Origin of the sequence: Nocardia sp. CY41, from assembly GCF_009829325.1 — a bacterium.
Classification (GTDB): domain Bacteria; phylum Actinomycetota; class Actinomycetes; order Mycobacteriales; family Mycobacteriaceae; genus Nocardia.
In genome coordinates, this window is sequence record NZ_VUOS01000004.1 from 79,744 (window position 1) to 106,664 (window position 26,921).

Here is a 26,921-nt window from a genome sequence, read left to right on the forward strand (position 1 = left end):
CGCGGTACTCACGGGTCGGGCTGGTCAGCGCTACTTCGGCTGGGGCCGCACCGCAACGTCGGGCGCGAGCGCCGCCTGCGGCTCCACCGATCGGCGGAAGACCACCCAGCGCATCGCGCTGTACATGTAGACCGCCTCGCATGCGCCCGCCAGCATCCGGGACAGGTGGTATTGCAGCCCCAGCGCGGCGAGTCCGCTGCCGACACCGAGGATGAACGCGAGGTAGTTGATCACGACCACCACGACGTACACCGCGGCCTGCCTGCCCACCGGCGCGTGGGAATGGAAATTGAACGTGCGATTGAGCACGAAGCTCAGGCCGAACGCGCACACGTAGGCCAGGGTCACCGCCGACCACACCGGCAGATCGAACCACCCGTGCAAGAGGGTGAGCAGCGCCAAGTCGACAGCGAAAGTGCCGCTGTTGATCAGCGCGAAGCCGAGGAAGGTCGGCGGGACGAGACGGTCCAGACCGAACGGCAGCCGGGCGACGACCGCCGCGCACCAGTGGGTGAACCGATCGGCGATGGTGTCGGCGGTCTCGGACAACTCGTGCACGCGACCAGGGTGCCAGCGGCAGATGTCCGGCAGATGAGCGGGCGGCGACCGGCCGGTGGCTCAGCCGATCTGGGCCTGGCCGGGACCGTCCGCGTCGTGGTCCAACCCGGCCCAGGCCGCCAGGCACCGTCGCCGCGCGACGTCGTCCGCGTCGGCCAGCAGTGCCTCCAGCAACTCGCGGGGCTCGCGGCGCCACAGGTCGGCCAGCTCCGCGAGGGCTTCCTTGCCGAAGACACCGGAGCGGTCCAGCGCGGTCAACCACTCCTCGTGCTCGCCCGTGTGCACCCGGCGCAGCACGTCCGCGTCGATGCCGTCCTCGACGAACTCGCTGGAGAGCATCGCGGCGACCAGTTCCCGGCGACTCGGTTGTTCGCCCTGCATCCGTTCCATCCCTCCACGTGGTACGCGGCGAACCGCATGACTGCCGGCGCCGCGACATGACGGCTCCGGGAGAACTCGATGCCCCGACAGTCAAGCCCCTGTCGGCATTCTGGTCTCCCGAAGGCGGTAATACCACTGTGGCGGGTGACATCACATTCCGGGGCATCCGGCCACGGGTCGGCCGATCAGCAAATAGCGGGCACGGGAAGCTAGCGTGAGGTGGTGGACCTGCATGAGTTGATCGCCGCTCTCCCCGACGGCACAGTGCTCTCCGATCCCGACCTGCTGGGGGGCTATCGGCAGGACTGGGCGCGTGACCCGGACGCCGGAACCCCGCTGGCCGTGGTGCGGGCCACCGGCACCGACGACGTGGCCGCGACGCTGCGGTGGGCCGCCGCGCATCGCGTTCCGGTGATCCCGCGTGGCGCCGGATCGGGGCTGTCCGGTGGCGCCACAGCCGTCGACGGAGCCATCGTGCTCACCACCGAACGGATGCGCGCGATCACCGTGGACCCGGTGACCCGGACCGCGGTGGTGCAGCCGGGCCTGCTCAATGCCGAGGTCAAGCGCGCGGTCGCGCAGCACGGTCTGTGGTACCCGCCGGACCCGTCGTCGTTCGAGATCTGCTCGATCGGTGGCAACGCCGCCACCAACGCGGGGGGCCTGTGCTGTGTGAAGTACGGCGTCACCACCGATTACGTGCTCGGAATGCAGGTCGTGCTCGCCGACGGCGCGGTGGTCCGGCTCGGCGGTCCGCGTTTGAAGGACTCGGCCGGGCTGTCGCTGACCAAGCTGTTCGTCGGCAGCGAGGGCACGCTGGGGGTGATCACGGAGCTGACCTTGCGGCTGCTGCCCGCGCAACCGCCGCAGAGCACGGTCGTCGCGAGCTTCCCGACGCTCACCGCGGCCACGGAGGCGATCCTGACGATCACCGGCGAACTGCGCCCGTCGATGCTCGAGTTCATGGACTCGGTGTCGATCAACGCCGTCGAAGACGAGCTGCGGATGGGATTGGACCGGCAGGCGGCCGCCCTGCTGGTCGCGCGCTCCGACGCGCCCGGCGAGTACGCCCGGCGCGAGGCCGAGGTCATGGTGGCGGCCTGCGAGAAGGCAGGGGCCACCGAGGTTTTCCACACCGAGGACCCTGCCGAGGGCGAGGCGTTCGCGGCCGCACGGCGTTTGGCGATTCCGGCCGTGGAGAAACTCGGGCCGCTGTTGCTCGAGGACGTCGGTGTGCCGCTGCCCCGGCTCGGCGACCTGGTGACCGGCGTGGCCGAGATCGCCCAGCGCAACGCGGTGACGGTGTCGGTGATCGCGCACGCGGGCGACGGCAACACCCACCCGCTGATCGTGCACGACCCCGCCGACGCGGACCACACCGCGCGAGCGCACCGCGCCTTCGGCGAGATCATGGACCTCGCCATAGCCCTCGGCGGCACCATCACCGGCGAGCACGGCGTCGGCCGTTTGAAGAAGGACTGGCTGCCCGACCAGCTCGGCCCCGATGTGATGGCCCTGACCCGCCGCATCAAGGACGCGCTCGACCCGGACGGCATCCTCAACCCCGGCGCGATCCTCTGACCGCGGAACATTCCGTACCGACAAGGAGTTCTACCCGACCATGACGACAAGGCTCGAACACAACGTCGCCGACACCCGCTACGAGATCTACATCGACGACACCCTCGCCGGGTACGCCGACTACGCCGAACGCGAAGACCTCAAGGTGCGCGACTTCCACCACACGCTGACCTTCCCCGAGTTCCGGGGCCGCGGGGTAGCCGCCCAAGTCGTCGAATTCGCCCTCAACGACTCCCGCACAGCGGGTTTCTCCGTCATCCCCACCTGCTGGTATGTGGAGCAGTACATCTCCCAACACCGCGAATACGCCGACTTGGTCAAGTAGGCGCAAGATCCCGTCGCGAGTGGCACACCCGCGAGAGGTCTACTCGCGATTTACCGCAACCATGCGCCACTCGTGAACCAACCCATGGTTCACCCTGGCGCTGATGGATACGCCGGGCTCGTGGCCGATTCAGAAGCGCGCGAGCTCGACGTCAGCTATGCCGGCGGTGAAGGCATCCCACTCGCCGGGCGTGAAGACCAGCGCTGGGCCAGTCGGGTTCTTGGAGTCCCGGACGCCGACACCGCCTCCCTCGAGAAAGGCGACCTCGACGCATGCTTTGTCGCCACCGCTACGGGTACTTTTGAACCACTTCGCCTCGCTGATGATGGTATTCACGGCGCAAACCCCCTTCAAGGGCGCTCGAATGTGCCATGGGCTATGTCGGCGGTGAAGGCGTCCCAGTCGCCGGGGGTGAACTTCAGGGCTGGGCCGGTCGGGTTCTTGGAATCCCGCACGCCGACTCCGCCTCCGGTCAGGAACGCGACCTCCACGCATTCCTTACCGGCCTGACTACGGCTGCTCTTGAACCACTTCGCCTCGCTGAGGACGGTATTCACGGTGCAAACTCCCTTGTCTCAAGGGCGCTCGAATGCGCCGTGGGCTATGCCAGCGCTGAAGGCGTCCCACTCGCCGGGCGAGAACATCAGCGCTGGACCGGCCGGGTTCTTGGAATCTCGCACGCCGACATGACCTCTCGACAGAAAGGCGACTTCGACACACGCTTTGTCAGCCCCGCTGTGGCTGCTCTTGAACCACTTCGCCTCTGATAGGTCGATATTCACGGTGCATACTCCCTTGCTATTTGCCGGAGCAGATTCTTGCTCTGATCCGGGTCCAGCGCCGCGCGTTCGAACCGTCGGTAGGCATCGACATACCGGTTCACAGCGCTCAGCTTCTCCAGGTACAAATCGCCTGTGAAGCTCTCAACGTAGACAACTGTAGGCTCCTTCGGTTGTCGCTTACCGTCACCCCCGGACTTCAAGATCACGAAGGGCCCAACGGCCACACCCATCGGAAATCCGGCCGAGAACGGAAGCACCCGGATCGTCACGTTGGGCAAGCCCATGAGGTCTACCAGATGACGGAGCTGGGCGGACATGACGCGATCATCGCCGACCAACCCGCGTAGCACGGACTCTCGGAGAATGGCGTTCACGGCGACGGGCTTCGTTTTACGTGTAATCAGCGCTTGCCGCTTGCGCCGAAGGTGCACCCGGCGCTCATGTTCCAGCGGTGTCTCGTCAGGGTAGCCAGCGCGAATCAGTCCACTCGCGTACGCGGGGGTCTGGAAGATCCCTGGGGTCAGTTCCGGTTCGTACCAGGTCAGCGACCGCGCGGTGGCTTCCAGGTCCACGAAGACATCGAAATTCTCGGGGATAAGGTCGCCGAACTCATGCCACCACGACTTCAGGCTGGCCTGCTTCGCGAGCCCGACCAGCGCGTTCGTGTACTCCTCGGTGAAGTCGTAGATCTTGCACAGCGCCTCGACGTCGACGGTGCGGATTCGCTCGGTCTTGCCGACCTCCATCCGCTGAACGGTGCTGACGCTCCACTGCATCCGTTCGCCGACATCGGCCAACGTCAATCCCGCCGCTTCGCGTCCGTTCCGCAGGTGCCTACCGAGCTGACGGCGAGGAAGGGTCGAGCCACCACTTTCGGCCATGCCGCGTTCCTGTCTACTTGGGCGGCCCGGGCTTCTCATCTCCGAGCCAATTCTCAGTGCAGAATGAAAAACGTGCTGGTGGAGCTGATGAGATTTCATCTTCACGTAGTTCACCGGGTTCGCCCAGTGGTTCCCTGATTGCGCGTCCGACCGGGAACACGGAAACGCGCCTCGCGCAACGCCGTTCGTTCTCCCTCCCCGGCTCCCAATCGAGATCCGCCGGAACGGGCGCGCCCTGAACCCCTTCGATGAAGCAGAGGTCTCGATGCGCCACATAGCGTTTGGGGACACCCCGTTGTCTCGCTGCCACTACTACCGGCAGATATGCGGTCTACCCGCGACCGTGGACCCGCCCCAGATCGGCCGCATCGTCGTGCGAACCGGGATGGTCTGGGCGATAACCATGCCCGCCGTCCTGGGACAGCACGTGAAGATGTGGATGCGTAACCACGGCCACGAGTTGGGGCCGATTCTGTCGCATCCGCGATCGAAACGGTGGACGTTCATCATCCGGCCGGATCTGCCGGACGACGTACCCCTGTTCGCCGAGATGTTCCGCTTGAACGTGTCCGTCATCCGCTACGGCGGGACGATCGCCTTGCCCAGCCCCGCCGACCGAGGAAACCAGTTCCGCGCTTGGGTAACACGGCCCGATACGGCATTTCGCCCTTCCGGCCGTGTGGTCGTCGCAGCGATCCGTAACTGCGTAGCCGAAAAGACCGCACGCCGCAGGCGGTTGGCCACCTATGCCTGACCGCCCGCCATCCCCCATCCCCTCCGAGCCGGATGTCCACCTGTCGGTGTTCTGGCACGGAGCCCGCCTCGACTTCGTCGCCTGTCTGACAGCCGCATGCCTGTTCGTCCAGGAATGGCGCGCCCACCACTGGCACGACGCAGTCGAAGTATCCACAGACGACACCGACGGCTACCCGAGACTGCCGTGCGAACGGCTCTACCTGGAGCCATAGAGGAGTTATGGCCAGGTGAGCGCGGCGGTCCCGGCCCGGTGCAGGTAAACGGCAGGAGTGGCCTGGGTCAGTCTGCGCTCCGCGGGCTGTCACCGGATCGGGGTTTGCGTGGTGTCCGCGAATCCAGTGAGCCGACTTCGGTCCGCCCCCTTCGCCCGTCCGGCGAAACGCACTGTGATCCTTTTGCCCATCGGATTCGACTCGTCCTGCTCGGCGGCTCTGATCAGCACGGAAGCGATCGCTTCGAAAGATTCGACGCCCATCAGTTCTCTGCTGGTCCCGGACTTCTCCCAGACGATCTCGACCGAGCCCAGCTTCGAGCGGGCGAAAGACAGACGTTCGGGCGGCCCCTACACCTCGACGGCCCGAAGAGGGCCTGAGATGCGTTCTGGGACCGCCCGAACGCCCGGACATCTACCGAAACATCACTTCAGCAGCGCGCGCGACATCACCAGGCGCTGGATCTGGTTGGTGCCCTCGTAGATCTGGGTGATCTTCGCGTCGCGCATCATGCGCTCCACCGGGAAGTCGGTGGTGTAGCCGGCGCCGCCGAACAACTGGACGGCGTTGGTCGTGACCTCCATGGCGACGTCGGAGGCGAAGCACTTGGCGGCGGCGGAGATGAAGCCGAGGTTCTGCTCGCCGCGCTCGGCGCGGGCGGCCGAGGTGTACACCATGAGGCGAGCGGCCTCGATCTTCATCGCCATGTCGGCGAGCATGAACTGGGTGTTCTGGAAGTCGGCGATCGACTTGCCGAACTGCTTGCGGTCCTTGGTGTAGGCGATGGCCGCGTCCAGCGCGCCCTGGGCCAGGCCGACGGCCTGCGCGCCGATGGTGGGGCGGGTGTGGTCGAGGGTCTGCAGCGCGGTCTTGAAGCCGGTGCCCGGCGCGCCGATCATGCGGTCACCCGGCACCCGGCAGTTCTCGAAGTACAGCTCGGCGGTGGGCGAGCCCTTGATGCCGAGCTTGTGCTCCAGCGGGCCGACCACGAAGCCCTCGTCGTCCTTGTGCACCATGAACGCCGAGATGCCGTTGGCGCCCTTCTCCGCGTCGGTCACCGCCATCACGGTGTACCAGGAGGACTTGCCGCCGTTGGTGATCCAGCACTTGGAGCCGTTGATGATCCAGTCGTCGCCCTCCCGCTTGGCCCGGGTGCGCATGCCGGCCGCGTCGGAGCCGGCCTCGCGCTCGGACAGCGCGTAGGAGGCCATCTCACCGTTGACGATGTCCGGCAGCACCTTCTGCTTCAGCTCCTCGGAGCCGTTCAGGATCAGGCCCATGGTGCCGAGCTTGTTGACGGCGGGGATCAGCGAGGACGACCCGCAGACGCGCGCGACCTCTTCGATCACGATGCAGGTGGCCACCGAGTCCGCGCCCTGGCCGCTGTAGGCCTCGGGCACGTGCACGGCGTTGAAGCCTGAGGCGTTGAGCGCGGTCAGCGCCTCCTCCGGGAAGCGGGAGTTGCCGTCGACGTCCTTGGCGTGCGGAGCGATCTCCTTCTCCGCGAGAGCGCGGATCGCTTCGCGCAGCTCATCGTGGAAGTCCTCGAGCTTGAACAGGTCGAAATCGGGGTTTCCCGCCATCGGGCTTCACTCCTGGTCGTCGGTGGTCGGCGCCGCTTTCCCTCGAACGAAAGCAGTGCATCGGCACTCAGTGCCATCTCACCGTCGAGTATACCCACATGGACGCCAGTCACGTGGGGAGATGATGTGGCACTCAGTGTCAGATCGGTCGCACTCCGGTTCAGCTCACAGGGTACCGAGCTTGCGAACCAGCAGGTCCGCGATCTGCCTGGGCGGGGCGTCGCGCGGGAACACCGCGACGACCAGCTCTTCGGGATTCACGGCACGGCCCCTGCCGCGCGGGATCGCGGCCAGCTCCACCCGCAGGTCGGCAGCGCCCGCGTCCGACTCGCCGCGCACCATCCGGCGCAGCAGGTAGTTGTGCGTCGCGGTCACGGCGGCGGCGAACTGCACCCGTGCCAGATCGGGGGCGTCGGGCAGCCGCTCGCGCAGGTAGTCGGTGAACAACCGCTCGTAGCGGAACACCGTGACGATCTCGCGCTCCCGCAGTGCGGGCACCCGCCGCACCACCTGATACCGCCGCGCCGCGATCTCCCGCCATTGCGTGAATCGTTCGAAGACCTGCACCACCGCCGCGCACACCGCCTCCCACGGGTCGTCGGCCGACGCGGCCAGGAACTCCGCCGCCTGCGCCAGCTGCGACTCGTGGTCGGCGAAGATCACGTCCTCTTTCGATCGGAACTGCCGGAAGAACGTCCGGCGGGAGATGCCCGCCGCTTCCGCGATCTCGTCCACCGTCGTCGCCTCGTACCCCTTCTCGGCGAACAACCGCAGCGCCTGATCCACCACCGTCAGTCGAAAGTGCGCGGTGTCGTCGCCTCCCCGCGTTCGAGCAATATCCCCTGTAGTCACGACCTCACACCGTAGTCAGCGGCCGGGAGAGCAAGTCCCCCACACCGGAACGTTCGCAGTCGGCCGCTGTATCAGCAGGTCGGCGTTCCTCTTCCTCCGTGGCTAGCCGCACACCGAAGACACGCCGGTCGCGGCGGCCGGACGGGGCACCCGGACATCTGTTGGAAGCAGGTGACCTCTGCTCCGCGCTGCGCGGACCGGGCACGCTGCCCACGGGCGCCACTGATCTCCTCGAGCTCGTCGGCGCGACGCTGACCGGTGCCATGGGCAGGGCGAGGTCTGCTGCACCGATCCGCGCCTGTCGGTCCGCGCCCGGCCGCGCTTTCCCGCACCGCAGGTCGCGCTCGCGACTCGGCGCAGCCGCCGGTCCCCACCGACGTGCCTGGTCGGCGCGATCGCCGGGCCGCCCACCGATGAAGTCGGGCGAGGCCGGACCGGTCGACCGATGCCGAGATGGGTCCGGTAGACGCACTCAGGGCCGTCAACCCGCATAGGTCGGACGGCCCTCGGCTTCGGCACCCGTCAGCTGCTGAGCGCTGCGGGGGTGCCATCCGCCGGTGATGTGCGCAACCCCGCCGCGCCGGTGGCGATACGACGCGTACGCAGCCCGCTGACCAAGCACAATGCGATGCCGAGCGTGAGCCAGGCCAGCAGGACCGCGATGGCGTGCGTAGCCCCGTGTCCGTCGAAGAAGGCGGTGGAGCGCAGCAACCGGCCACCGGCGCCGGGCGGCAGCGCCTGGCCGAGCGCGCCGGACCAGCCCGGCAGCATCTCGGGTGCGGTCGCCGTGCCCGAGAGCGGGTTGCCGACGAGCATCATCACCACGGCGCCGATCCCGATCCCGGCGTAGCCGAGCAGTGCCTCCAGCCCGAGGACGGTCAGCGCGGTGGCCGCGATGGACAAGCCGACGGCGCCGGTGTTGGCGAGGTAGGAACCGCTCAGCGAGCCGAGCCAGAACTGCAGGATCGCGGTCACGGCCAGGCCGCCGGTGAGCGCGAAGGCCAGCGCCCCGATGACCCGGCGGAATGTGCCGCGAACCAGCCGGGTCAGCAGCACCGCGGCCAGCAGACCACCCATGACCAGGGGCAAGGCGCCCGCGGACAAGCCTGCGCCACGCGGATCGTCGGCGGGCAGAGCGACGAGGTCGCGAACCGCCGTGCCGGGCTGCCCCGCCTGCGCCAGGCCGGTCGCGACGCCCTGCAGGGTCTGGGCGATCGCGGGGCCTGCGGCGGAGGCGACGACGACCTGCGGGGCGCCGGAGCTGAGATCGATGGCTCCGTACACCTTCCGGTCGCGGATGAGTTGCTCCGCCGCCGCGGTGTCGGCCACCTCGCTGATCTCGAAACCGCCGGGCAGGCGTTGATCGAGTGCGGTGCGCAGTTGCGCGACCGCGGGGGTCGGCCCCGCGACCGCGATCGGCACATCGTGGACCGACGATCGCACCGAAGGCCAGGCGAAGGCGATGAGCAGCACGCTGACGAGCGCCGTGAGCAGCACGACTGCTCCGGCCACCGTCGGCCAGCGCGACGGAAACGGATCGGCGAGCGGCGCCCGCGTGGTCATGTTCTCTCCTAGAGCAGTGGGGGCCGACTCAGCGCAAGGTCAGCGGGGTTTCGGAGTCGACGTGGGTCAGTTTCTGCGGGTTGCGCACGTAGTAGATGCCGGTGATGCGGGTGTCCTCGACGCGCATCGCGAGGACGCCGTCGAGTTCCCCGTCCATGTGCAGCGCCAGCGCGGGGCTGCCGTTGACCGTGGTCGACTCGACGGAGAGCGCGACGTCGTTCTTGGTGAGGCCGCCGACGATGAAGCGGGCCACCTTGTCGGCGCCGAGGACCGGCCGTGGCGTGGCCTGCTTGATGCCGCCGCCGTCGCTGATGGCGACGACGTCGGGGGCGAGCACGTCGAGCAGACCCTGCACATCCCGCGTCTCGAGCGCGCGCCGGAACGCCTCGGCAGCCGCCTCGGCCTGGCGCGCGGTGACCGAGCGGCGGGGGCGGCGGGCATCGACGTGGCGGCGGGCGCGGTGCGCGATCTGATGGACGGCAGCGGGTGTCTTGTCGACCGCGGCCGCGATCTCGTCGTAGCCGAATCCGAAGGCTTCGCGCAGCACGAACACTGCCCGTTCGGTCGGGGTCAACGTCTCGAGCACGAGCATCAGCGCCATCGATACGCTCTCGGCGAGTTCGACGTCGGCGGCCACGTCCGGGGTGGTGAGCAGCGGTTCCGGCAGCCACGAGCCCACGTATGCCTCCCTGCGGCGCTTCACCGAGCGCAGCCGGTTGAGCGCTTGCCGGGTGGCGATCCGGACCAGGTAGGCGCGCGGCTCGGTGACGTGCGCCGCGTCCACTCCCACCCAGCGCAACCAGGTTTCCTGCAAGACGTCGTCGGCGTCGGCCGCCGATCCGAGCATCTCGTAAGCGACTGTGAAGAGAAGGTTGCGATGGGCGAGGAACGTCTCGGTCGCACCGGCCGTGGCATGGTCGCCGCTGTCGCGACGCTCGGCCTCGCGGTCGGCCGGCCGTTGTCCATCGGCGCCACTGGTTGGTTCCATGAGGTTCCTCTTCTGTAGACGTTCGATCCGATTCGGGGAGGCACAAACCCAGCGCACACCGGATGCGCTCCCGCCCGGACGGTGTGGCAACGGCGGAACGACGCTGCCACATCCTGCGCAGTCGATGCGATCGCTGGGATAACTAAGTCGCCGGTTCGGCGACGACCGGCGCGCCGCCGCGCTGCGCCTGCAACAGCTGCGGCCGGTGCTTGCCGTCCTTCGGCCAGTGGTGCGACCCGGGCTTGTGCGCTTCGTTCACCAGATGCTTGACGCTGGAGGCGCAGGCGAACTCCTTGAGCTTCGTGCCGGCGAGCCCGCTGAAGTACAGCGGCATCGCAGTGTCGTCCTTGCGGCCGAGCTGGAAGATCCCGGCATCCCGGCCGAAGCTGAGGCACATCGCGGGGAACGACAGGTCGACCGGCGCGGGCTGCGCACCCGCGATCCGGTTCAGCACCGTGTCGGCGGCATGGGCCCCGAGGCAGCCCGCGGCGTAGGCGCTCATCCGGAATGGCAGGTCCGAGGGCGCCGCCGAATCGCCCGCCGCGACGATGCGATCGTCGTCGACGCTGGTGAGCGTCTCATCGGTGAGCAGGCGGCCGGCGGTGTCGGTGCGCAGCCCGCTGCGGACGGCCAGATCGGGCACACCGAAGCCCGCCGTCCAGATGGTGACCCGACTCGCCAACGTGCGGCCGTCACCGAGCTCGACGGCCTCCGGTGTCACCGCCGTGACCGCCGCGTCAGGGCCTTCCACCAGGGTGACCCCCAGCTTGGCGAGGTATTTGCGGGCGGTACGCCGGGCCCGGGGGTGCAGGTACGGACCGACGACCGCGCCGCAGACCAACGTGACGGTGCGACCCTGTTCCGCCAGCTCCGCAGCAGTCTCGATACCGGTGGGCCCACCTCCGACGACCGTCACCGCAGCCGACAGAGGCGTGTCGTCGAGCACCGACCGCAGCCGCCGCGCCGCCTCCAAAGTGGCTACCGGGTATGCGAACTCATCCGCACCCGGCACCCGAGAGGCTGCGCTGCCGCTGCCCACCGCGTAGATCAGATAGTCGTAGCCGACCGCGCCGCCGTCGGCCAGCGTCACGCGGCGCTCCGCCGCGTCGATCCGCGTCACGCTGTCGACGACCAGCCGCACTCCCTCGGCCAGAACTTCCTGATAGTCGACCACCGCGTCGTGCGTCCCACCCACCAGCTGATGCAGCCGCAGCCGCGGAACGAACGCGGAGCGCGGATTGATCACCGTCACCCGCACGTCCGCGCGCTGTGTCAGGCGATTGGCCGCCATCACTCCGGCATATCCGCCGCCGATCACAACCACATCGATCTTGTCGCTCATGGTGTCTCCTTCGCTCCGAGAGGCTCGAGCACAAGACACCGCGTCTCCGAACTTCCTGACACTCTGTGATGCAGATCACTTTCTGAGTCGCATCAAAGAATGCCGAACGGTGCGTACGGGCCTGTTTCGAATATTTCGTTTGCTTCGTATACTGCGATAAGGAGGTGATCGGTGTGGCGAACATTCGAGACGCAAAGCGCGCCGAACCAGGAGCGATCGATGCAGACGTCGCAGCTCGCGCGATGCGTCGGATCAAGGACTATCTGATGCGGCACCCCGGCGAGCACACCATTCAGGTCGCCCCTGAGCATCCAGGTGATGACGCCTTGGTGTTGCCCCGAGAGGCCGTCAGCATGTTGGCATTCATCCTGGCGCAGGCCGCGGAGGGACGCGGTGTCACCGTGGTGCCTTCCCATGCCGAACTCACCACGCAGCAGGCGGCGGACATGCTGAACGTGTCGCGCCCTTACGTCGTAACGCTGCTGGAAACAGGCGAGATTCCCTTTCGCCGGGTAGGGCGTCATCGCCGGATCCGATACGACGATTTGAAGCAATACCAGCGGCGATCCGAGGTCAAGAGCCGAGCCGCGATGGACGAATTGGCGCAACTCGGCCAAGACCTCGGCATCTGACCATGGCCTTCGTTGTCGTGTACGACGCCAATGTGCTGTATGGCAATACGCTGCGGGATCTACTCATCCGCCTCGCGCGGGCGGGTGCCGTGCAGGCGAAGTGGACTGATCGCATCCTGGACGAGGCGCTGAACAACCTGTCGGCGAAACGGCCGGACATTCCGGTGGACCGGCTGGCTCGACTGCGCACGTTGATGAACGATGCCGTGCCGGATTGCCGAGTCTACGGATACGAGTCTCTGATCGAAGCGGTGAAGCTGCCGGACCCGGATGATCGGCATATCCTCGCGGCAGCCATCGCGGCGAAGGCGCAAGTCATCGTGACGTCCAACCTGGCGGACTTCCCGGACGATGCACTGGAACCCTGGCACCTCGAGGCGAAGAGCCCCGACGATTTCCTGCTCGACCAGATCGATCTGGACGACCGTGTGGTCTGGGCGTGCATTCAGCAGATCGCTGATTCACGGACCAATCCACCGGAGACCACTGAAGACGTGCTGGACGCCTTGGAGAACGCCGGATTAGTGGAAGCGGTCGCAAGCTTGCGTGCAGGCAGACGCGACCGCTGACCGTCTACCGCTCAGCCCAAGAGCTTGGTGCGCAGGGCGTCGTCCTTTTCCAGGACCATCTGCTCGAGACCGGCCTGGAACTGTTCCATGCGGGTGCGCAGGGCCGGGTCGTGGGCGGCGAGGATGCGGGCGGCGAGCAGGCCCGCGTTGCGGGCGCCCCCGATGGAGACGGTGGCGACCGGCACGCCCGCGGGCATCTGGACGATGGACAGCAGCGAGTCCATGCCGTCGAGGTACTTCAGCGGCACCGGCACGCCGATCACCGGCAGCGGCGTCGCGGAGGCGACCATACCGGGCAGGTGGGCGGCGCCGCCCGCGCCGGCGATGATGACCTTCAATCCGCGATCCGCCGCCGACCGCGCGTAGTCGAGCATGCGCTGCGGGGTGCGGTGCGCCGAGACGACGCCCACCTCGAAGCGGATCCCGAACTCTGCCAGAGCCTCGGCGGCCGCCTCCATCGTCGGCCAGTCGGAGTCGCTGCCCATGATCAGGCCGACAGCCGGGGCGATGGCCAGTTCTTCACTCATGCGGATCCCATCCGTCGGTCCAAATCGCGTGCGACATCCAGTGCGCCGCCCGCTCGGCCTTCTCCCGGACCTCGGCCACGTCGTCGCCGAGGATGTTGACGTGCCCGATCTTGCGGTCGGGTCGTTCCCCCTTGCCGTACAGGTGCACCTTCGCCTCCGGGATCCGGGCGAACAGGTGGTGCAGCCGCTCGTCCATCGACATCGCCGGGGCCTGCGGCGCGCCGAGGATGTTCGCCATCACGGTCACCGGGGCCAGCGGCGCGGTGTCACCGAGCGGGTAGTCGAGCACGGCGCGCAGATGCTGTTCGAACTGCCCGGTGCGTGCGCCGTCCATTCCCCAGTGCCCGGAGTTGTGCGGGCGCATGGCCAGCTCGTTCACCAGCAGCTCGCCGCCGGTGGTCTCGAACAGCTCCACCGCCATGACGCCCACCACACCGAGTTCCTCGGCGAGCCGCAACGCCATGGTCTCCGCCGCGGCGGCCGTGTCCTCCGGCAGGCCGGGCGCGGGCGCGACGACCACCGCGCATTGGCCCTTGCGTTGCACCGTCTCCACCACCGGCCAAGTCGCCGCCTGCCCGAACGGCGAACGGGCCACCATCGCCGACAGTTCGCGCCGCAGGTCGATCTTCGCTTCCGCCAGCAGCTGGACGCCGCGCCCGAGCTGGTCGGCGACGATCGTCGCCGCCGCGTCGGCGGACTCGGGCATCCACACGCCACGCCCGTCGTAACCGCCGCGCACCGCCTTCAGCACGATCCGCCAGCCGTGCTCGTCGCCGAACCGCACGGCGTCGTCGGCCGCGTGCACCGCGGTGAACGCGGGCACGGGCAGCCCGAGTGCGCTCAGTTTGGTGCGCATCGCCAGCTTGTCCTGCGCGTAGACCAGCGCCTGCGGCGGCGGCTGCACGTTGACGCCCTCGGCGACCAGTGCCTCCAGGTGCTCGGTCGGCACGTGCTCGTGGTCGAAGGTCAGCGCGTGCGAGCCGACCGCCGCCTTGCGCAGCGCGGTCAGGTCGGTGTGGCTGCCGAGCACCACCTCGGGACTGACCTGCGCGGCCGGGTCGTCGGGGTTCTCGGCGAGCACGCGCAGCCGCTGGCCCAGCGCGATCGCCGCTTGATGGGTCATGCGCGCCAATTGACCGCCACCGATCATGGTGACGGTGGGCATGGCCGATGGATCGAAGGAACGTGCGCTCACGTCGGACAATATTGTCATGTCCGGCGCGAATGATCGGTACCGGTACACTCCGGTCTTGTGTCATTCGTCGACGACGTGGTCAGCGTCCTCCCCAAGCCGCTGCAAGATGTCGCGTACCGGCATCGGGAATTGATCAAGTTCGCGATCGTCGGCGCGACCACGTTCGTGATCGACAGCGGCATCTTCTACATGCTGAAGTGGACGGTGCTCGCGGAGAAACCGGTGACGGCCAAGATCATCTCCGGCGTCATCGCCGTGATCGCGTCCTACATCCTGAACCGGGAATGGTCGTTCAAGAATCGCGGCGGACGGGAACGGCATCACGAAGCGCTGTTGTTCTTCGGCGTCAGCGGGGTCGGCGTCGTGCTGGCGTTCACGCCGCTGTGGATTTCCAGCTATGTCTTCGACCTGCGTCAGCCCAATGTGAGCTTCACCGTCGAGAACATCGCCGACTTCATCAGCGCCTTCATCATCGGCAATCTGCTGCAGATGGCCTTCCGTTTCTGGGCGATGCGCCGCTGGGTCTTCCCAGATGAAATGAGCGAACTCGAAGCGGAATTCGTGGATCTCGTGGAAGAGGAACTCGGCCGCGGCTGAGTCACCGCGGCTCTGGCGCCACGGTGTTGGCCGGGCGGGCCTTCGAGGACCCGAGGAACACCGCGAACAGCGCCGGCCTGCGCCGCTGCAATTCCAGTCGCCCTCCGTCCGCTTCGACCAGCGCCCGCGCCAGCGCGAGCCCGACGCCGGTGGAACCGCCCGCGGAGAAGCCCCGGTCGAAGATGTGCGGGGCCAGCTCGTCGCGCACCCCGTGCCCCTCGTCGGCGACCTCGACACAGACCAGCGGCTCGCGATCGGCGCCCGGCCGCACCGAACGCACCGACACCGTGCAGGTGCCGCCGCCGTGCATCAGCGCGTTGTCCACCAGCACCGCCACCGCCTCGCGCAGCCGCGAGCCCGTGATCGGGGCGCGCAGCGACTCGTCGCCGGTGAGCGTCAGCGTCCGGCCCGCCTCGGTGAACGGGTGGGTCCATTCGGCGACCACGCCGCGCAACTCGTCCATCACGGGCAGCGGATCGCGATCGGCCGCGTCCTCGTCGCGGGAGGCCCGGACCAGGTCGTCGATCGCGTCGGTGAGCCGGTCGACCTGGGCCATGGCCTCCTCTGCCTCGTGCACCACCTCCGGGTCGGGATGCGCGGACAGCTCGTCCAGCCGCAACCGCACGGCGGTCAGCCTGCTGCGCAGTTGATGCGACACGTCCGCCACCAGGGCGTGTTCGCGCTGGAGTCGTCCGGCGATCTCCACGGTCGCCGAGTCGAGCACGTCGGAGACGCGATCCAGCTCCGCGATGCCGTGCCTGCGCGGATCGGCCCGGAAGTCCCCCATCGCCAGCCGCGCCGCACGCGCCGCGACATCCCGCAGCGGATCGGCCACCCGCCGGGCGGTGACCACCGCGACCGACACCGCCGCGCCGAGCGAGGCGAGCACCGCCAGCGCGACCACCGCGACGGCTTGGCGCTGCATGGCGTGCATCGGCGCCGAGGGCACCTCCAAGCGCAGCGACGCGGACTTGCCCATCGACAGCGACTCGACCAGCGGGTCGGGCACCTCGGCCACACCGACGTCGCGCCGGGAGGCGTTGTCCTGTTGCGACGGGTAAACGATGGTGAGCCTGCCGTTCTCGGGCACCAACGGCGCGACCGAGCGGATGTCCAGCTCGCCGGACACCGTGCCGTCGCGTTCCTGCGCGATGATCTCCGTGGCGATCCGATCCAGCCGATTCTGCAGGTCGTTGCGCGTGATGTCCTCCACCCACAACCACGCCGTATAGATGAGCGGCACGCCGAGCACCACCGTGGTGAGGGTCAGCACGGTGAGCATGGAACGCAGGATCCGGCGGCGCACGTCAGTCGGTGTTCAGCCGGAATCCGACGCCGCGGACGGTGACGATGCGCCGTTCGGCCATGGGGCCCTCGTCACCGATCTTGCGGCGCAACCAGGACATGTGCATGTCCAGCGTCTTGGAACCGCGCAGCTCCGCGTCGCCCCAGACCTCGCGCAGGATGGTCTCGCGCGGCACCACTTGACCAGCTCGGTCGATCAGCACCTTGAGCAGCTCGTATTCCTTGTTGGCCAAACCGATTTCGACGCCGTTGACCAGCACGCGCCGGGCGGCGGGTTCCAGGCGGATGCCGCCCACCTCCACCGTGTCGTCGCCGATCCCGCTGCGCCGCAACAGCGCTCGCACCCGGGCGAGCAGCTCGGCGAGCCGGAACGGCTTGCCGACGTAGTCGTCGGCGCCCGCGTCCAGCCCCACCACGAAATCCACCTCGTCGGTGCGCGCGGTCAGCATCAGCACGGCCAGGTCAGCCCCGCGGGCGCGCACCTGGCGGCACACCTCCAGCCCGTCCATGCCGGGCAGGCCGAGGTCGAGAATGAGCAGGTCGTGGCCGCCTTCCAGGGCTCGCTGCAGCACGGCGGGGCCGAAACTCTCGACGGTGACCGAGTAGCCCTCGCGGCCGAGCGCGCGCGACAGCGGGGCGGCGATGGCGTCGTCGTCCTCGGCCAGCAGTACAGCGGTCATACGCCCAGGTTACGGGCTCACCGGTAGCTGGGACGGTCGTCCCGGCGCTCGTCCCAGCCGTCGCGATGGCGTTCGACCTCGAACACCTGGTGGTACAGCAGCGCGTGCACCTGCTGGACCGACGGGATGTCGTCGTACTCCAGCGGCTCCGAGGAGGACGACTCGATGATCAACGTGCCGGTGCCGAGCAGCCGGTCGAACAGCCCGTGCCGGAACTGCACACTGGAGATCCGGCTCATCGGGATATCGATGCCGGTGTGGGTGAGCACGCCTTGCCGCACCAGCACCCGCCGGTCGGTGACGATGAAATGGGTCGATTTCCAGCTGACAATCGGTGCGACACAACGCCATAGCAAAATCGCCGCATACACCACGAGCACTGTGATGAGCAGCGCCGAACCGGTGGTGCCGGTGGCCTTCTGCGAAACGAGTCCCCCGGTGAAACCGGCGAGCGCCGTGGCAACGATGAGTGTCACGATCGGCCAGAAGAGCATTTTCCAATGCGGGTGGCGATGCAGCAGCAACCGTTCGTCGGGTGCCAGCACATCCTCGGGATAACCCATGTCAGGAACATTACCGCGTGAAGATCCCGGAACGACCGACACCGCAGCGCGTCATGCTGCACAATCGGCAGCCTGCGTGTGACGATTCCGCGCAGTGGCTCTCTGTATCGCGCAACGCCCGGCTCACCATCACCGCCGATCCGACCGTGGAGGAACGCGTGACCAAAGACCTGACCCCGCTGCAGATCCTGACCGAACTCGAACCCGTCGCCGAGCAGAATGTGCACCGGCACCTCGCCATGGCCAAAGACTGGAATCCGCACGATTACGTGCCGTGGAGCCAAGGCCGCAACTTCGCCGCCCTGGGCGGCGTGGACTGGGAGCCGGAGCAATCGCGCCTCAGCGAAGTCGCCCGGGTCGCCATGATCACCAACCTGCTCACCGAGGACAACCTGCCCTCCTACCATCGAGAGATCGCGCTGAACTTCTCCGAGGACGGCGCGTGGGGCACCTGGGTCGACCGCTGGACCGCGGAGGAGAACCGCCACGGCATCGCCATGCGGGACTACCTGGTCGTCACCCGGGCCGTCGATCCGGTCGCCTTGGAAGAGGCGCGGATGATCCACATGAGCACCGGCGTCCAGTCGCCGCAGGGGTGGGGCGGGTTCCTGGCGAGCGTCGCCTATGTCACCTTCCAGGAGCTGGCCACCCGTGTCTCGCACCGCAATACGGGCAAGGCGTGCGACGACGCCGTCGCCGACCGCCTGCTCCAGCGCATCGCCGCCGACGAGAACCTGCACATGATCTTCTATCGCTCGGTGTGCGGGGCCGCGCTGGACCTGGTGCCCGATCAGGCCATGCCCGCGATCACCAGAATCATCACGAATTTCCTGATGCCAGGCGCCGGGATGCCCAACTTCCGCCGCTACGGCGTGCTGATGGCCAAGCACGGCATCTACGACCTGCGCCAGCATCTGGAGGAGGTCGTCGATCCGGTGCTCAAGCAGTGGAACGTCTTCGAACGCTCGGATTTCGGGCCGCGCGGCGAGCAGGCGCGCGACGAACTGGCCGAATTCGTGGAGAAGCTCGGCAAGAACGTGATCAAGTTCGAGGAGCAGCGCGACCGGGCCCTGGCCCGTGAGGCCGCGCGAGGCGTGGCCGAGCCCGTCTGAGACCTCGGACTCGGCCGAGCACGCCGGCTCAGTACCGGGCGCGCAGATGCGTGACATCGCCCGCGGAAACCGCCTGGTCGCCGATGAGCAGGCGGCCGTAGTCGTCGACGCCCGCGGCGACGCCGGTCAGCGTCCGGCCACCGGGTAGCTCGGCGCGGACCTCGGTGCCGATCGTGGCGCACCGCTCGCGGTAGGCGGCGGCGAGTTCGTCGGTCGCCCAGTCCGCGTCGCGCCACGCGGTGAAGCGACGGACGAACTCGACGAGCAGAGATCGCACGAGCACCGTGCGATCGGTCTCCCGCGCGTCCGCGATGGTCAGCGACGTGGCGTGCGGCACCGGCAGTTCGTCCTCGGTGAGACTCACATTCAGCCCGAGCCCGATCACTACGGCGGGCGCGCCACCGCTCGATGCGACCTCGGCCAGGATGCCGGCCACCTTGCGGCCCTCGATCAGCACGTCGTTGGGCCATTTGAGTTCCGCGGCCACGCCCGCCGTGGCCCGCAGCGCGTCCACCACGGCGACGCCGGTCAGCAGAGCCAGCCAGGCCAGCGAGGCGGGCCCGATCCCCGGCAACCGCACCAGCAGCGACATCGCCAGTTGCGCCCGGGGCGGGCTGACCCAGGGCCGCGCGTGCCTGCCCCGGCCCTGCACCTGTGTCTCCGCCAGCAGAACCACGCGGTCGACGTCCGGATCCGCCGCTCGCGCGATCAGATCCGCGTTCGTGGACCCGGTCGACTCGACCACATCGATCCGTGAGAAGAACGACAGCTCGGGCGAGTCGACGGCACTGCGCCGCAACTGCTCTGCATCCAACGGTGGCCTCTGCACACCGGCAGGCTACTCGCCGTGCGGGCGCTACCCGACCAGGTCGTAGCCGGAGAGGATCGGGTCGCGCGCCGCCGCGCCCATGCGGTCGGCGTCCTCCGGCTCGCCTTCGGCGGTCTCGGCCCAGCACTCCGGTTCGCCGTACTTCGGCGCCGTTTCGGCGGTTCGCGTCCACGCCGCGGCGGCGGCGTATTCGGCGAATGTTCTACCCCATTCCCACATGACGCGCTCCTCCCCCTGAGCCCGGAAATCATTCGCCCTCAGGCTATCCGGACCCCGTCGGCGGGCGATACTCATTTTCGCCTTCCCGACCCTGCTACCGACCAGGAAGTTTGCCCGGGAAAATTGATCTAGCTGCGGTTTTTACTCACCGGTAGCCCCCGTCTGGGTTAGAAGGAAGCACTGGTACTGGTTACACTCCGAAGCCATGACGAGTGTCCAGCAGCAGCCCGCATCAGGTCCGGCGGGCTCCCCCGATATCCACACCACCGCCGGGAAGCTGGCTGACCTGCGGAATCGGCTGGAAGAGGCCAAGCACCCGATGGGTGAGGCCGCGGTCGACAAGGTGCACGCGAAGGGCAAGATGACCGCCCGCGAGCGCATCCTCGCCCTGCTGGACGAAGGCTCTTTCGTCGAGCTCGACGCACTGGCCCGCCACCGCAGCGTCAACTTCGGACTGGAGAACAACCGGCCGCTCGGTGACGGCGTGGTGACCGGTTACGGCACCATCGACGGCCGCGACGTCTGCATCTTCAGCCAGGACGTCACGGTGTTCGGCGGCAGCCTCGGCGAGGTCTACGGCGAGAAGATCGTCAAGGTGATGGACCTCGCCCTGAAGACCGGCCGCCCGCTGATCGGCATCAACGAGGGCGCGGGCGCCCGCATCCAGGAAGGCGTGGTCTCGCTCGGTCTCTACGGCGAGATCTTCCACCGCAACATCCAGGCCTCGGGTGTGATCCCGCAGATCTCGCTGATCATGGGCCCGGCCGCGGGCGGTCACGTGTACTCCCCGGCGCTCACCGACTTCGTCGTGATGGTCGACGGCACCAGCCAGATGTTCGTCACCGGCCCGGATGTCATCAAGACGGTCACCGGCGAGGACGTCACCATGGAGGACTTGGGCGGCGCGCACACGCACATGACCAAGTCCGGCGTGGCGCACTACGTCGCCTCTGGCGAGCAGGACGCCTTGGACTATGTCAAGGACCTGCTGTCCTACCTGCCGAGCAACAACCGCGCCGAGGCCCCGCGATTCCCGGCCACCGACCCGATCGACGGCGCCATCGAGGACTCGCTCACCGACGAGGACCTCGAGCTGGATTCGATCATCCCGGACTCGCCGAACCAGCCCTACGACATGCACGAGGTGATCCGTCGCCTGCTCGACGACGACGAGTTCCTCGAGGTGCAGGCCGAGCGCGCGATGAACATCATCGTCGGCTTCGGCCGGATCGACGGCCGCAGCGTGGGCATCGTGGCCAACCAGCCCACCCAGTACGCGGGCTGCCTGGACATCGACGCCTCGGAGAAGGCCGCGCGCTTCGTACGCACCTGCGACGCGTTCAACATCCCGATCATCACCCTCGTCGACGTGCCCGGCTTCCTGCCCGGCACCGGCCAGGAATACAACGGCATCATCCGGCGCGGCGCCAAGTTGCTCTACGCCTACGGCGAGGCCACTGTGGGCAAAATCACCATCATCACCCGCAAGGCCTACGGCGGCGCCTATGACGTCATGGGTTCCAAGCACATGGGCGCCGACGTGAACCTCGCGTGGCCCACCGCGCAGATCGCCGTCATGGGCGCGTCGGGCGCCGTCGGATTCGTCTACCGCAAGCAACTGCAGCAGGCCGCCAAGGACGGCGGAGACGTCGATGCGCTGCGGCTCGAGCTCCAGAACGAGTACGAGGACACGCTCGTGAACCCGTACGTCGCCGCCGAGCGCGGCTATGTGGACGCGGTCATTCCGCCGTCGCACACCCGCGGCCAGATCGTGTCCGCGCTGCGGCTGCTCGAACGCAAGATGGTGACCCTGCCGCCGAAGAAACACGGCAACATCCCGCTGTGATCGAGCGATACCCTCGATAGGCCGCGCGCAAAGGGTGGCATCGGTCTCGGTAACACTTACTCTGGCGGGTACCGGCTTGTTGCAGAGAAGCAATGAGTGTGTCCGAGGACGATTGCTTCATCAATAACTTGTCGGAAAACGGGAACAGCCTGATCAGTTCCGCTGATAAGGGCGAAGAGAGGACCTGGCACTGTGACGACCGTGGCAGAAGAAGATGTGTTGAGCGCCGTCGAGCTGGATCTCACAGTCGACCCGATCGCTGACGAGGCCGGTGCGTCCGCCGGTTCGACCGCGACAGCGCAATCCACCGAGGCCACCCCGGAGCCGTTCTTCCGTGTCGTGAAGGGCTCGCCGACCGATGAGGAACTCGCCGCGCTGGTGTGCGTGCTGTCCGCGGCCGCGAACAGCGCCGCGCCTGCCGGGCCCGCGGGTCCCCCCGACCTGTGGGGCCATCCCACGCTGATGCACCGCGGCACTTCGCCGTTCTCCCCCTACTCCTTCCCGCAGCTGTCCCACCTGCGCGGGTGACGCGGCTGATCCTGGCTTCCGCGTCCCCGGCCCGCCGGGAGGTTCTCCGCTCGGCGGGCATCGACCCGATCGTCCGGGTCTCCGCCGTGGACGAGGACGCGGTCGCCGCCGCCCTCCCCGAGGGCACGCCACCCCAGGTGGTCGTGGTGGAGCTGGCACGCGCCAAAGCCGCCGCCGTGGCGGCCGCGATCCCGGAATTCGCCGCCGATTGCGTTGTGGTGGCCTGCGACTCGATGCTGCTCGTGGACGGCGAACTGCAGGGCAAACCGCACACACCCGAGGTGGCTCGCGCTCGATGGGGCGCCATGGCCGGACGCAGCGCGGACCTGGTCACCGGTCACTGCGTGGTGCGGATGCGGGATGGCCATATCTCCGCCGAGGCGGTCGACTGCAGCAGCACCACCGTGCATTTCGCCAAACCGGAGCCGGACGAGCTGGACGCCTACATCGCGACCGGTGAGCCGCTCCAGGTGGCGGGCGCGTTCACCCTCGACGGGCTCGGCGGCTGGTTCGTCGATCGCATCGATGGCGACCCGTCCAGCGTCATCGGGATCGGGCTACCACTGCTGCGCCGACTGCTTGGCGATGTTGGGATCGGCGTTACGCAACTGTGGGGCCACACGGCCTGACGGGGCGGTCAACGCCTCGGCGTCGCCACCGGGGGGCACCGTCGCCGCCTGCTGGGCCTCGGCGCGCTTGGCCGCGATGAGTTCCAGCCGGGCCACGCACAGCTCCGGCTCGACGAACGGATGCATCCGCACGTCGATCGAGCCCTGCGCGCCGCCCCGGTCGAGCAGCTCCTCGAGCAGACCGAGGTGCACGCCGCAGACCACTTCGGAGTGCGTCCGCGCGAGTTCACGCAACGGGCACGCCGTCAGCCGGATCAGCGCCGTGCCCTCGGTCTCCGGCGACGGGTCGCGCTCCGGGGCGAAACCCAGTTCCGACATCAACGTCATCGTGAGGTCCTTGGCGTCCTCCAGCGACTCCACCCGGTGGTCGCCGACGTCGAGCCGGCCGCCCCAGGCGCGGCCGGCCGCGACCGCGGCCTCCGACCTGCGCCGCGAGTCCGGGCCGAGCTGGTCGGCGAGCACCTGCGCCAGATCCTGGTAGCCGACCGATCGCTGCACCGCGCTGTATCCGATGCGCGGACGCCCGCGCCCGCGGGGCGGCTGCTGGAACTGCCGGACGAGGGACTCTCTGGTGAGCACATCGAGGTGGAACCGGACCGTGGTGACGTGCTGTCCGGTGATTCTGGCCAGTTCCTGGGCGTCGAGAGGCTCGCTGGCGCCACGTAGGATCGCGAGCAGTCGCCGCCGCGGCCAAGAATCGGACATAGCTCACCCCTCCTCCCGGGAGACTTTATCGGATGTAGGTGCCCTTTATTCGGCCCTCATCCGATTTGTGATCTGAAACGAGAGTCACTGCCGCCTCACACCTACGATCGCTGTGAGGCCTCGAACCGCTGCCACCACCGTCCACCCATGCGTGAAGGACCCAACACCGTGCCCGTCGCTCCGGACCCTCATCCCTCACTCGGTTCCAACGCATATCCTCACCGACTAGTAACCACGGAGTGGCTGTCGGCAAACATAGGCGCACGCGGACTCAAGATCATCGAGGCCAACGAGGACACGCTGCTCTACGACATCGGGCACGTTCCGGGCGCCACCAAGCTGGATTGGCGAAGCGATCTGAACGATCCGGTCACGCGCGACTATATCGACGGAACCCGCTTCACCGAACTGATGCGCGCCAAAGGGATAGAACGTGACGACACGGTTGTGATCTACGGGGACCGCGGCAATACGCAGGCGGCGCACACCGCGTGGGTGTTCACGCTGTTCGGACACGAGGACGTGCGCCTGCTCGACGGGGGGCGCGCGGCGTGGATCTCCGAGGGACGCGACACGACATTCGAGCCCGACTACCCCGTGCCCAGCGCCTACCCCACCGTGCGCAGGAACGACGCCACCTTCCGCGCCTTCCGTGAAGACGTGCTCGCCCACCTGGGCAAACCGGTGATCGACGTGCGCTCGGCCGAGGAGTACTCCGGCGCGCGCGTGGGCGAACCGGCCGATCCCGAGAACGCCGCACTGCGCGGCGGCCACATTCCCAGCGCGTCGAACATCCCGTGGTCGGAGGCGCTCGCGCCGGACGGGCGCTTCCGATCCCGCGCCGAACTCGACGACGTCTACCGCGCGTTGGCCGGCCAGGACGAGGTGATCGTCTACAGTCGAGTCGGCGCGCGATCCGGCCACACCTGGTTCGTCCTGACCTACCTGCTCGGACGCGACGGCGTACGCAACTACGACGGCTCCTGGACGGAGTGGGGCAACTCGGTGCGGATGCCGATCGCCAGGGGTGACGAGCCCGGTGAAGTACCCGCTCGAGGCGGTTCGCGGCGCGCCAGGAGCAGGTAGGGCAGGGCGCGGTCCCAAACACAGACCGCGTACGTTGTGATCCGGGACCTACTGATCAGTAGGGCTAGCCGAGTGCGGCGTCTATTGGCAGACTGCCTACACTCGCCCGAGACGTAATTTTGTCGACTATGGGAGCGGAGCCTGCGCAGCGACCCCATCCCGGCGAAGCGACCAGAAGAATGCACACAGGAGGCTCAGTGCCCAGCCATGCCAGCGCGCGGATCACAAAGGTACTCGTAGCTAACCGAGGCGAAATCGCCGTGCGCGTGATCCGGGCGGCCAAGGATGCCGGTATCGGCAGCGTCGCGGTCTACGCCGAGCCGGATGCCGACGCTCCGTTCGTCAAGCTCGCCGACGAGGCCTTCGCCCTGGGCGGGCAGACCTCGGCAGAGTCGTACCTGGTGTTCGACAAGATCCTCGACGCCGCGGCCAAGTCCGGCGCCGACGCCATCCACCCCGGCTACGGCTTCCTGTCCGAGAACGCCGACTTCGCCCAGGCCGTCATCGACGCCGGGCTGATCTGGATCGGCCCCTCCCCGCAGTCCATCCGCGACCTGGGTGACAAGGTCACCGCCCGGCACATCGCCGAGCGCGCGAACGCGCCGATGGCCGCGGGCACCAAGGACCCGGTCAAGGACGCGACCGAAGTTGTCGAGTTCGCGAAGAAGTACGGCGTTCCGGTCGCCATCAAGGCCGCCTTCGGCGGTGGTGGCCGCGGCATGAAGGTCGCGCACTCCATCGAGGAGATCCCCGAGCTGTACGACTCGGCCGTCCGCGAGGCGACCGCCGCCTTCGGTCGCGGCGAGTGCTTCGTCGAGCAGTACCTGGACAAGGCCCGCCACGTCGAGGCGCAGGTCATCGCCGACAAGCACGGCAATGTCATCGTCGCGGGCACCCGTGACTGCTCGCTGCAGCGGCGCTTCCAGAAGCTCGTCGAGGAGGCCCCGGCGCCGTTCCTGTCCGACGAAGTGCGCGCGAAGATCCACGCCTCGGCCAAGGCCATCTGCAAGGAAGCCGGTTACTACGGCGCGGGCACCGTCGAGTACCTGGTGCAGGGCGAGACCGTCTCCTTCCTCGAGGTGAACACCCGTCTGCAGGTCGAACACCCGGTCACCGAGGAGACCGCGGGCATCGACCTGGTGCGCCAGCAGTTCCGCATCGCCAACGGCGAGAAGCTGGAGATCACCGAGGACCCCACCCCGCGCGGCCACGCCTTCGAGTTCCGCATCAACGGCGAGGACGCCGGTCGCGGCTTCCTGCCCGCCCCCGGCCCGGTCACCGTGTACCGGGAGCCGTCGGGCCCCGGTGTGCGCGTGGACTCCGGCGTGGTGGAGGGCAGCGTGATCGGCGGACAGTTCGACTCGATGCTGGCCAAGCTGATCGTCACCGGTGAGAACCGCACGCAGGCGCTGGAGCGGGCGCGGCGCGCGCTGGCCGAGTTCGAGGTCGACGGCCTGGCCACGGTCATCCCGTTCCACCGGGCGATCGTCGAGGACCCGGCGTTCATCGGTGACGGCGAGAAGTTCGACGTCTACACCAAGTGGATCGAGACCGAGTGGGTCAACACCGTCGAGCCGTTCACCGGCGCGGGCGCCCCGGCCGAGGAGGACGAGGAGCAGCCGCGGCAGAAGGTCGTCGTCGAGGTCGGCGGCCGCCGGGTCGAGGTGTCGTTGCCGGGCAACTTCACCGTCGGCGCGGGAGCGGCCGGTGCGGCGGGCAACGGCGCCGGTGTGATCCGCAAGAAGCCCAAGCCGCGCAAGCGGGGCGGCGCGGGCGGCGGCGCGGCCTCCGGTGACGCGGTCACCGCGCCGATGCAGGGCACCGTCGTCAAGGTCGCCGTGGAAGAGGGCCAGTCGGTCGAGGCGGGCGATCTGATCGTGGTCCTCGAGGCCATGAAGATGGAGAACCCGGTCAACGCGCACAAGGCGGGTGTGGTCACCGGCCTGTCCGTCGAGGCAGGCGCGGCCATCACGCAGGGCACGGTGCTGGCGGAGATCAAGTAGTAGCCGGATACAGGAGCGGGGGGGGGGCCGGGGGGGGGCGCCCCGCCAGCTTTGGTAACCACGGGGGCCACCCCCGCAATACCCAGGAGACC

General features: G+C 68.1%; 31 protein-coding genes. 12 read left to right on the forward strand and 19 right to left on the reverse strand.

The features are described from left to right. Positions 1-30 precede the first annotated feature (30 nt). Together GVY64_RS05200 and GVY64_RS05205 are read right to left on the reverse strand one after the other, a co-directional pair. On the reverse strand, positions 31-558 hold the full coding sequence (locus GVY64_RS05200) for a GtrA family protein (RefSeq protein ID WP_159839314.1): 528 nt from the start codon (positions 556-558) through the stop codon (positions 31-33). Positions 559-618: 60 nt separating this feature from the next. Then, the gene (locus tag GVY64_RS05205) at positions 619-948 is read right to left on the reverse strand and encodes a hypothetical protein (protein ID WP_159839316.1); all 330 of its coding nucleotides are present in this window, start codon (positions 946-948) and stop codon (positions 619-621) included. A gap of 210 nt (positions 949-1,158) precedes the next feature. Here GVY64_RS05205 and GVY64_RS05210 point away from each other — a divergent pair, with 210 nt between their 5' ends. Continuing rightward, positions 1,159-2,520, forward strand: a complete 1,362-nt coding sequence (locus GVY64_RS05210; RefSeq protein WP_159839318.1) for an FAD-binding oxidoreductase — start codon at positions 1,159-1,161, stop codon at positions 2,518-2,520. Positions 2,521-2,560: 40 nt separating this feature from the next. After that, positions 2,561-2,845 (forward strand): GNAT family N-acetyltransferase, encoded by a 285-nt coding sequence (locus GVY64_RS05215; RefSeq protein WP_159839320.1) that lies wholly within the window; start codon positions 2,561-2,563, stop codon positions 2,843-2,845. Positions 2,846-2,974: 129 nt separating this feature from the next. On the opposite strand, the gene GVY64_RS05220 is transcribed toward GVY64_RS05215, so the two are convergent. From GVY64_RS05220 to GVY64_RS05235, 4 genes are read right to left on the reverse strand one after another with little or no spacing between them, the layout of a single operon-like run. Then, positions 2,975-3,181, reverse strand: a complete 207-nt coding sequence (locus GVY64_RS05220) for a DUF397 domain-containing protein (protein WP_159839322.1) — start codon at positions 3,179-3,181, stop codon at positions 2,975-2,977. A gap of 14 nt (positions 3,182-3,195) precedes the next feature. Further along, positions 3,196-3,402: a DUF397 domain-containing protein gene (locus tag GVY64_RS05225; RefSeq protein ID WP_159839324.1), complete on the reverse strand. Its 207-nt coding sequence runs from the start codon at positions 3,400-3,402 to the stop codon at positions 3,196-3,198. Between the two features lie 18 nt (positions 3,403-3,420). Beyond that, on the reverse strand, positions 3,421-3,627 hold the full coding sequence (locus tag GVY64_RS05230) for a DUF397 domain-containing protein (protein ID WP_159839326.1): 207 nt from the start codon (positions 3,625-3,627) through the stop codon (positions 3,421-3,423). After that, positions 3,624-4,622 (reverse strand): helix-turn-helix domain-containing protein, encoded by a 999-nt coding sequence (locus GVY64_RS05235; RefSeq protein WP_236566633.1) that lies wholly within the window; start codon positions 4,620-4,622, stop codon positions 3,624-3,626. The genes GVY64_RS05230 and GVY64_RS05235 overlap by 4 nt, the downstream gene beginning before the upstream one ends. A 229-nt stretch (positions 4,623-4,851) precedes the next feature. Here GVY64_RS05235 and GVY64_RS05240 point away from each other — a divergent pair, with 229 nt between their 5' ends. Then, the gene (locus GVY64_RS05240) at positions 4,852-5,262 is read left to right on the forward strand and encodes a DNA-directed RNA polymerase subunit beta (protein ID WP_236566634.1); all 411 of its coding nucleotides are present in this window, start codon (positions 4,852-4,854) and stop codon (positions 5,260-5,262) included. 639 nt (positions 5,263-5,901) lie between these two features. On the opposite strand, the gene GVY64_RS05245 is transcribed toward GVY64_RS05240, so the two are convergent. The 5 genes from GVY64_RS05245 to GVY64_RS05265 form a co-directional block, all read right to left on the reverse strand. Beyond that, entirely contained in the window at positions 5,902-7,059 is a 1,158-nt protein-coding gene (locus GVY64_RS05245) for an acyl-CoA dehydrogenase (protein ID WP_159839330.1), read from the reverse strand. A 165-nt stretch (positions 7,060-7,224) separates the two neighbouring features. Further along, positions 7,225-7,845, reverse strand: a complete 621-nt coding sequence (locus tag GVY64_RS05250) for a TetR family transcriptional regulator (RefSeq protein ID WP_442939522.1) — start codon at positions 7,843-7,845, stop codon at positions 7,225-7,227. Positions 7,846-8,433: 588 nt separating this feature from the next. After that, complete coding sequence (locus tag GVY64_RS05255) at positions 8,434-9,474, reverse strand: hypothetical protein (RefSeq protein WP_159839334.1); 1,041 nt, start codon at positions 9,472-9,474, stop codon at positions 8,434-8,436. A 28-nt stretch (positions 9,475-9,502) separates the two neighbouring features. Further along, positions 9,503-10,462 carry an RNA polymerase sigma-70 factor gene (locus GVY64_RS05260; protein WP_159839336.1) on the reverse strand — a complete coding sequence of 320 codons (960 nt, stop codon included), beginning with the start codon at positions 10,460-10,462 and terminating at the stop codon, positions 9,503-9,505. Positions 10,463-10,604: 142 nt separating this feature from the next. After that, on the reverse strand, positions 10,605-11,804 hold the full coding sequence (locus GVY64_RS05265) for an NAD(P)/FAD-dependent oxidoreductase (protein ID WP_159839338.1): 1,200 nt from the start codon (positions 11,802-11,804) through the stop codon (positions 10,605-10,607). A 164-nt stretch (positions 11,805-11,968) separates the two neighbouring features. Here GVY64_RS05265 and GVY64_RS05270 point away from each other — a divergent pair, with 164 nt between their 5' ends. Further along, positions 11,969-12,436, forward strand: a complete 468-nt coding sequence (locus tag GVY64_RS05270; protein ID WP_236566635.1) for an excisionase family DNA-binding protein — start codon at positions 11,969-11,971, stop codon at positions 12,434-12,436. A 2-nt stretch (positions 12,437-12,438) separates the two neighbouring features. Beyond that, the gene (locus GVY64_RS05275; protein ID WP_159839340.1) at positions 12,439-13,005 is read left to right on the forward strand and encodes a PIN domain-containing protein; all 567 of its coding nucleotides are present in this window, start codon (positions 12,439-12,441) and stop codon (positions 13,003-13,005) included. A gap of 11 nt (positions 13,006-13,016) precedes the next feature. Here GVY64_RS05275 and purE read toward each other — a convergent pair whose 3' ends face one another. Both purE and GVY64_RS05285 read right to left on the reverse strand, forming a co-directional pair. Continuing rightward, positions 13,017-13,532, reverse strand: coding sequence for a 5-(carboxyamino)imidazole ribonucleotide mutase (gene purE / locus GVY64_RS05280; protein WP_159839342.1), 516 nt, complete (start codon positions 13,530-13,532; stop codon positions 13,017-13,019). After that, complete coding sequence (locus tag GVY64_RS05285) at positions 13,525-14,745, reverse strand: 5-(carboxyamino)imidazole ribonucleotide synthase (RefSeq protein WP_442939524.1); 1,221 nt, start codon at positions 14,743-14,745, stop codon at positions 13,525-13,527. The genes purE and GVY64_RS05285 overlap by 8 nt, the downstream gene beginning before the upstream one ends. 39 nt (positions 14,746-14,784) lie before the next feature. On the opposite strand from GVY64_RS05285, the gene GVY64_RS05290 reads away from it, so the two are divergent. Next, the gene (locus GVY64_RS05290; protein ID WP_159839344.1) at positions 14,785-15,324 is read left to right on the forward strand and encodes a GtrA family protein; all 540 of its coding nucleotides are present in this window, start codon (positions 14,785-14,787) and stop codon (positions 15,322-15,324) included. 1 nt (position 15,325) lies between these two features. Here the strand turns inward: GVY64_RS05290 and GVY64_RS05295 are convergent, their stop codons facing one another. Genes GVY64_RS05295 through GVY64_RS05305 form a run of 3 tightly spaced genes read right to left on the reverse strand, consistent with a single transcriptional unit; the run spans position 15,326 to position 17,872 of the window. Next, the gene (locus GVY64_RS05295) at positions 15,326-16,630 is read right to left on the reverse strand and encodes a sensor histidine kinase (RefSeq protein WP_159839346.1); all 1,305 of its coding nucleotides are present in this window, start codon (positions 16,628-16,630) and stop codon (positions 15,326-15,328) included. Position 16,631: 1 nt separating this feature from the next. Further along, a complete protein-coding gene (locus GVY64_RS05300) occupies positions 16,632-17,309 on the reverse strand; it encodes a response regulator transcription factor (protein WP_039796233.1) in 678 nt (225 codons plus the stop codon). 17 nt (positions 17,310-17,326) lie between these two features. Next, complete coding sequence (locus GVY64_RS05305) at positions 17,327-17,872, reverse strand: PH domain-containing protein (protein ID WP_159839348.1); 546 nt, start codon at positions 17,870-17,872, stop codon at positions 17,327-17,329. A 158-nt stretch (positions 17,873-18,030) separates the two neighbouring features. Between GVY64_RS05305 and GVY64_RS05310 the strand changes: the two genes are divergently transcribed. After that, a complete protein-coding gene (locus tag GVY64_RS05310) occupies positions 18,031-18,984 on the forward strand; it encodes an acyl-ACP desaturase (protein ID WP_159839386.1) in 954 nt (317 codons plus the stop codon). Positions 18,985-19,012: 28 nt separating this feature from the next. Here GVY64_RS05310 and GVY64_RS05315 read toward each other — a convergent pair whose 3' ends face one another. Together GVY64_RS05315 and GVY64_RS05320 are read right to left on the reverse strand one after the other, a co-directional pair. Continuing rightward, positions 19,013-19,813, reverse strand: coding sequence for a biotin--[acetyl-CoA-carboxylase] ligase (locus GVY64_RS05315; RefSeq protein ID WP_236566636.1), 801 nt, complete (start codon positions 19,811-19,813; stop codon positions 19,013-19,015). A gap of 27 nt (positions 19,814-19,840) precedes the next feature. After that, positions 19,841-20,032 (reverse strand): hypothetical protein, encoded by a 192-nt coding sequence (locus GVY64_RS05320; protein ID WP_159839350.1) that lies wholly within the window; start codon positions 20,030-20,032, stop codon positions 19,841-19,843. A gap of 205 nt (positions 20,033-20,237) precedes the next feature. On the opposite strand from GVY64_RS05320, the gene GVY64_RS05325 reads away from it, so the two are divergent. The 3 genes from GVY64_RS05325 to GVY64_RS05335 all read left to right on the forward strand — a co-directional run bounded on the left by GVY64_RS05325 (position 20,238) and on the right by GVY64_RS05335 (position 23,035). Then, the gene (locus tag GVY64_RS05325; protein WP_159839352.1) at positions 20,238-21,878 is read left to right on the forward strand and encodes an acyl-CoA carboxylase subunit beta; all 1,641 of its coding nucleotides are present in this window, start codon (positions 20,238-20,240) and stop codon (positions 21,876-21,878) included. Positions 21,879-22,079: 201 nt separating this feature from the next. Next, positions 22,080-22,406, forward strand: coding sequence for an acyl-CoA carboxylase subunit epsilon (locus GVY64_RS05330; protein WP_442939525.1), 327 nt, complete (start codon positions 22,080-22,082; stop codon positions 22,404-22,406). Beyond that, the gene (locus GVY64_RS05335) at positions 22,403-23,035 is read left to right on the forward strand and encodes a nucleoside triphosphate pyrophosphatase (protein WP_159839356.1); all 633 of its coding nucleotides are present in this window, start codon (positions 22,403-22,405) and stop codon (positions 23,033-23,035) included. Before GVY64_RS05330 ends, GVY64_RS05335 begins: the two co-directional genes overlap by 4 nt. Here GVY64_RS05335 and GVY64_RS05340 read toward each other — a convergent pair. Further along, entirely contained in the window at positions 22,964-23,740 is a 777-nt protein-coding gene (locus tag GVY64_RS05340) for a helix-turn-helix transcriptional regulator (protein WP_159839358.1), read from the reverse strand. The two genes, GVY64_RS05335 and GVY64_RS05340, sit on opposite strands and share 72 nt — an antisense overlap. Positions 23,741-23,908: 168 nt before the next feature. On the opposite strand from GVY64_RS05340, the gene GVY64_RS05345 reads away from it, so the two are divergent. After that, positions 23,909-24,826: a sulfurtransferase gene (locus tag GVY64_RS05345; RefSeq protein WP_159839390.1), complete on the forward strand. Its 918-nt coding sequence runs from the start codon at positions 23,909-23,911 to the stop codon at positions 24,824-24,826. Between the two features lie 197 nt (positions 24,827-25,023). Continuing rightward, positions 25,024-26,829, forward strand: coding sequence for an acetyl/propionyl/methylcrotonyl-CoA carboxylase subunit alpha (locus tag GVY64_RS05350; protein ID WP_159839360.1), 1,806 nt, complete (start codon positions 25,024-25,026; stop codon positions 26,827-26,829). Positions 26,830-26,921: the final 92 nt, after the last annotated feature.

Bases quoted from the DNA above. Each gene is read 5' to 3' on its own strand.
- GVY64_RS05260 (WP_159839336.1), bottom strand. From the start codon at position 10,462: ATGGAACCAACCAGTGGCGCCGATGGACAACGGCCGGCCGACCGCGAG.
- GVY64_RS05275 (WP_159839340.1), top strand. From the start codon at position 12,439: ATGGCCTTCGTTGTCGTGTACGACGCCAATGTGCTGTATGGCAATACG.
- GVY64_RS05285 (WP_442939524.1), bottom strand. From the start codon at position 14,745: ATGACAATATTGTCCGACGTGAGCGCACGTTCCTTCGATCCATCGGCC.
- GVY64_RS05300 (WP_039796233.1), bottom strand. From the start codon at position 17,309: ATGACCGCTGTACTGCTGGCCGAGGACGACGACGCCATCGCCGCCCCG.
- GVY64_RS05255 (WP_159839334.1), bottom strand. From the start codon at position 9,474: ATGACCACGCGGGCGCCGCTCGCCGATCCGTTTCCGTCGCGCTGGCCG.
- purE (WP_159839342.1), bottom strand. From the start codon at position 13,532: ATGAGTGAAGAACTGGCCATCGCCCCGGCTGTCGGCCTGATCATGGGC.
- GVY64_RS05215 (WP_159839320.1), top strand. From the start codon at position 2,561: ATGACGACAAGGCTCGAACACAACGTCGCCGACACCCGCTACGAGATC.
- GVY64_RS05340 (WP_159839358.1), bottom strand. From the start codon at position 23,740: ATGTCCGATTCTTGGCCGCGGCGGCGACTGCTCGCGATCCTACGTGGC.
- GVY64_RS05325 (WP_159839352.1), top strand. From the start codon at position 20,238: ATGACGAGTGTCCAGCAGCAGCCCGCATCAGGTCCGGCGGGCTCCCCC.
- GVY64_RS05245 (WP_159839330.1), bottom strand. From the start codon at position 7,059: ATGGCGGGAAACCCCGATTTCGACCTGTTCAAGCTCGAGGACTTCCAC.
- GVY64_RS05320 (WP_159839350.1), bottom strand. From the start codon at position 20,032: ATGTGGGAATGGGGTAGAACATTCGCCGAATACGCCGCCGCCGCGGCG.
- GVY64_RS05265 (WP_159839338.1), bottom strand. From the start codon at position 11,804: ATGAGCGACAAGATCGATGTGGTTGTGATCGGCGGCGGATATGCCGGA.
- GVY64_RS05205 (WP_159839316.1), bottom strand. From the start codon at position 948: ATGGAACGGATGCAGGGCGAACAACCGAGTCGCCGGGAACTGGTCGCC.
- GVY64_RS05305 (WP_159839348.1), bottom strand. From the start codon at position 17,872: ATGGGTTATCCCGAGGATGTGCTGGCACCCGACGAACGGTTGCTGCTG.